The sequence below is a fragment of the Streptomyces bohaiensis genome, from assembly GCF_012033785.1.
Lineage (GTDB): Bacteria > Actinomycetota > Actinomycetes > Streptomycetales > Streptomycetaceae > Streptomyces > Streptomyces bohaiensis.
The window spans coordinates 1-4,473 of sequence record NZ_JAAVJC010000340.1 but is presented as its reverse complement, the minus strand read 5'-3'; the positions used below and the strand labels follow the sequence as shown (position 1 = coordinate 4,473).

The following is a 4,473-nucleotide window of genomic DNA, read 5'->3' as shown; positions in this document are numbered from 1 at the left end:
GGGCGCTCCCGGCCGGTTGCGGGCGGGCGCGCGGCGCTCAGGCCGAGTGCAGCCGGCGCCGCGCCAGCGCGCCCATCGGCCGCCAGCGCTCGACGGGGCACTCCGGATCAGCCCGCCACAGCACGCCCTCGGGATGGTGCAGCACCGCGGTGACCTCGTCGGGCGAGGGCGGGGCCCCGTTGCCGCGCAGGTAGACCGAGCGGAGGCCGTGGTTGCGCAGCCGGGTCAACGCCCGGGCCCGGTTCTGTGCGTGCACCAGCACCCGTACGCGGCCGGGGCCGCCGGGGCGGGGCAGCGACATCGCGACCACCACGGTGCCGTCGGGCATGCGCACCCAGCCGCCGTCAGCCATGGTGACGCGCCTCTCGCGGGGGACGCACCCGTTCCGTACTCACGCTGTGTTCTCCTTCGCTGTCCTGCTGTGTCCGTCTCCTTCGTTCGACCCTGACTCCGGGCGGGCTGCCCGGGTCCCCGCAGGGCCAGCGCCGGTCCCCGGCGGCGGTGGGCCGACGGGTCCCGTCCGGGCGTGGCGCGCCCGACCCGGCCGCCCGACCCCCTGCCGGGAGCGCGCGTCCGGTCACCGGCCATCCTGACGGCAACGGCCGCCGCCCGCTAGGGGCGGCGGCCGAATCATGCCCTGACCTGGACTTTTACCCCGAGACCCCCGCGCGGTGACCCAGGGCGCCCACGCAGCGACTCTTCGACGTCATCGGGAGGCGGAGACCCGCACGGTGATCGCGTCGTCGAAGGGCAGCTCGGTGAGGATGCTGATCCGGGTGTTGGTGTCCGGCACGATGACGCTGTTGCCCGGGTTCTCCTCGTACCAGTAGGTGCCGCGCCGGTCGTCGAAGACGGGGTTGCCCGGCTTGGCGCGCAGGGTGGTGGGCGCGCCGTTGGCGTGAATGGTCAGCCGCTCGGTCGGGCGCCAGCTGAAGGTGGCGTCCCGGCTCTGGAATCGGTTGCGCATGATGCCGCCGTCGGCCCAGCGGTCCGGCTTCGCGTGCGCGTCGACGGGGAGGATCAGCCCCTGACCGGGGTGGACGCTGGTGTTGTTGTCGTCCTGCGAGGTGTCCCAGAGCCACACGAGCATGCCGGGCTGGAAGGAGAAGTGCTCCACCCAGTCGGGACGGGTGTCGAGGAAGCCGAAGTTGTACGGTCCGCGCTCCAGTGTCCGGTCGTAGCCGGTGTACTGGCGGTTCTCGACGATGTAGAACTGCTCGTGCGAGGAGGTGATGGAGCCGCCGATGAGGGAGAAGCCGGCCACGGCCCAGTCGCCCTCCCCGTTCTCCGCGTCGTCGCTGAAGACGGTCTCGCCGTCGGCGGTGACGGTGATCGCGTCGGCGGTGAAGCCGGTGTCGGCTACGGCGACATCGGTCAGGTAGCGGAACCGCAGTTCCACCGGCGCGCCGGCGAAGTCGTCCAACGGGTAGACGAGGTCGGCGTGGCCGCCGGAGACGCCGTGGAGCGCCGGGCGGCCGGCGCCGTCACGCGGCACGGCCGCCCCGTCCGCGGTGCCGTCGAGTGCGGTCCAGCTGCCGCCGGCCGCGCGGGCCTCGACGTAGAGGAAGTCGTAGTCCTCCTCGATCTCCCACCACCCGGTCAGTTCCAGGGCGGCACTCTCGGCGCCGGTCAGGTCCACGGTGCGGGTGAGCGTGTTCTCCAGCCCGTTGCCGGAGCCGCTCCACCACTGCGACGCGCCCTGGGCCGGGGCGACCACCTCCCGGGTGACCTCCTTCTCGGGCAGCTCGACGATCAGGGCCTGCTTGCCCTTGAGCGGCTTGCGCTCGCCCTCGGGGTAGGTGAGCCCGGCGGAACCGATGCGGTGCACCGAGGAGGTCGCGGCCTTCGCGGTCGCGTAGTCCAGCCAGCCCAGTTGCAGCTTCTCCCAGGCGCCCATCTCGTTGGGGACGGCGCCGATGGTGCCGTCCCCGTAGCCGAGCCACGAGCCCGAGGACATCGCCGACCAGAAGGTGGTCCCGTTCTCCCCGCCGGCGGTGTCGTACAGGTCCGGCAGGCCCAGGTCGTGGGCGAACTCGTGGGCGAAGACGCCGACCCCGCCGTTCTCCGGCTGGATGGTGTAGTCGCCGACCCAGAAGTCCGTTTCGCCGATGCGGGTGCCGCCGGCGAGGTTCCCCTCGGGGCCGACCTGGCCCGCCTGGTCGTAGAAGGCGAACCAGCGGTGCGCCCAGATCGCGTCGTCGCCCTGCGCGCCGCCGCCGGCCGAGGCGTCCTCGCCCGCGTGGACGATCTGGAAGTGGTCGATGTACCCGTCGGGCTCGTTGAAGTTGCCGTTGTTGTTGTGGTCGTAGCGGTCCTTGACGTCGTACTCGGCGAGGATCGCCTCGATCTCCGCCGTGGTCAGGCCGCGGGCGAGCTGGTCGTCGTACCAGGCGTCGACGCCGTCGGAGACGACCTCCCACACGGACCGGCAGACGTTGGAGCCGCACGCGGTGTTGCCGTAACGGGCCTCGTTGTAGTCGACCTTGACCCAGTCGGTGACGTGGCCCTCGATGGAGTAGCGGCCGGACGACTGGTTCTCGAAGTACTGCTTGACCGAGTCGCGGTCGGGGTCGTCCCCGAAGTACAGCTCCTCGAAGTGCTCCCGGCTGAAGTCCGGCTGCCAGATGGTGGTGTTGTCCACCGCCCGGTCCGGCTCCTCGATCCGGTTGGCGAGCGGCCCGGGGTCGCCGCCGAACTCGGGGTGGATCTCGTCGCCGAACTCCACCAGGATCGTGAAGATGCGGTCGGTGCCCACGGTGGCGACCTCGGCGAACTCGCCGTCGTCGAGCTCGACGACCTCGGAGCCGTTCTGGCTGCGGGGCCGGGCCTGACCGGTGATGAGGCGGGAGTGCGCCTCCTGCTTGAGCGCCACCCGCTTCTCGTCGAGCGGGTTCTCCAGGTGGTCGGGGGCCTCGCCGCGCGGGGCGGGCGCGGCGGAGTGTGCGCTGTCCTCGTGATCGACGTCGGGGACGGCGTGGGCGGTCCCGGCGGTGCCCAGCAGGGTGGCGCCGAGGGCGATGACCCCCGCGGCGGCGACGGCGCGTGACGGGCGGGTACGGGATCTCAGACTTCTGTTCACTTGGGGGCAGTCCTCCTGCGCGATCAGTGACAGTGCAGAGAGGAATCTGACACAGTGACACCGCAAAAAGACAGAGCACGCACGGAAAGAGAGCAGAAGCATCCCGCTTCGCTGCCCTTTCTGCCGTGCGCACCGTGCGCCGCCGAGCCATGACTCCGTGCGCCCCCTCATGCAACGGTCCTGTCGGCGGCAGGGGCTTACGCTTGAGCGCGGCCGGGAATCGACGCCGGTAGGGCTGCCCCAGCCATCCGTTCCGGGGCGGCCGTCGAGCACACTCCCCCCAGAACGGACGGACCCACGTCATGCCGCACCCGACACCGCTCCAGACCGTCGCCGGTTCGGCGACGGTGGTCTCCGTGACCCTGTTACTGCTGTTGCTCGTGCCCGAGGCCTCCCCCGTCCTCGTCGCGACCTTCGCCACCGGCGCGCTCGCCCTCGGCGTCGGCGTCGGCGTGCTGCTCCGCCCCCGCCGCCCCGCCGCGCACGGGCCCGTCGCGGTGCCTCCCCGTCCCGCGGGCACCGGGGACGGACCGGTGGCGCCGGTCCCCTCGCCCCACCCTCCCCACCCCGCCCACAGCTCAGCAGTCGTCACGAGGCCGGAAGTCAGAGTCTGACTTCCGGCCTCGTCGCTGTTCCGGGGCGGCCACCCGGGGCGCACGGCGTGAACCGGCTGCGCGAAGACGACCACATGTGTGCGGCCCCGAACGGTTTCGTTCGGGGCCGCACACATGTCGTGCGCCTGATCGACCGCTCACGTGCCGGGTGCGGCCGGTCGCCCCACCCGGCGCTCGGCCGGGCGCGCGCGCCGGGGCGCCCCGGGCTCAGCCGGTGGAGACCACCACCGTCTTGGCTCCCTTGTCGTGCAGGCACTGCCGGTAGGGCTTGTCCCAGGTGCAGAACAACACGTTCACCAGCCAGAACAGGAAGCCCAGGCACGGGATCAGCTGCGGCAGCGAGTAGATGGCCGCACGCGTCCACCCGGGGTTGCCGGCGGGGGTGTTGCCGCTGTCGAGCATCCCCACGCGGATCTTCATGGCCATCTTCCCGACCGTCTGCCCGCGCCGGGTCAGCATGACGCCCTCGTAGACGAAGTACACCAGCAGGTAGACCGCCTGCTGGAGCCACGAGTTCCCGTCGGTGTTGTCGTAGGACGAGGTGAACGAACCGGTGGCGGCGCCCAGCAGCAGGAAGACCGGGATGCCCACCAGCAGCGCGTCGATGATGCGCGCCAGCAGGCGCCGCGGCAGGGAGCCCAGCGGCGGCATGCCGGCCAGCGGCCCCTCGGCGCCGTACGAGCCGGGCTGCGCCCCGTAGCCGCCCGGCGGGGGCGGCGCGTTGCCGTAACCGCCCGGCGGGGGCGGCGCGTTGCCGTAACCGCCCGGCGGGGGGAGGCC

General features: G+C 72.2%; 4 protein-coding genes. 1 reads left to right on the top strand and 3 read right to left on the bottom strand.

The annotated features are described in order from the left end of the window. Positions 1-37: 37 nt before the first annotated feature. Positions 38-352 carry a hypothetical protein gene (locus HCN52_RS22150; protein WP_168090209.1) on the bottom strand — a complete coding sequence of 105 codons (315 nt, stop codon included), beginning with the start codon at positions 350-352 and terminating at the stop codon, positions 38-40. A gap of 354 nt (positions 353-706) precedes the next feature. Then, positions 707-3,079: an immune inhibitor A domain-containing protein gene (locus HCN52_RS22145; protein ID WP_312876838.1), complete on the bottom strand. Its 2,373-nt coding sequence runs from the start codon at positions 3,077-3,079 to the stop codon at positions 707-709. Between the two features lie 302 nt (positions 3,080-3,381). Here HCN52_RS22145 and HCN52_RS22140 point away from each other — a divergent pair, with 302 nt between their 5' ends. After that, positions 3,382-3,693 (top strand): hypothetical protein, encoded by a 312-nt coding sequence (locus HCN52_RS22140; RefSeq protein WP_168090207.1) that lies wholly within the window; start codon positions 3,382-3,384, stop codon positions 3,691-3,693. A 207-nt stretch (positions 3,694-3,900) separates the two neighbouring features. Here HCN52_RS22140 and HCN52_RS22135 read toward each other — a convergent pair. After that, positions 3,901-4,473 (bottom strand): RDD family protein (locus tag HCN52_RS22135; RefSeq protein WP_245175359.1); only part of this gene is annotated, 573 nt, incomplete at its 5' end.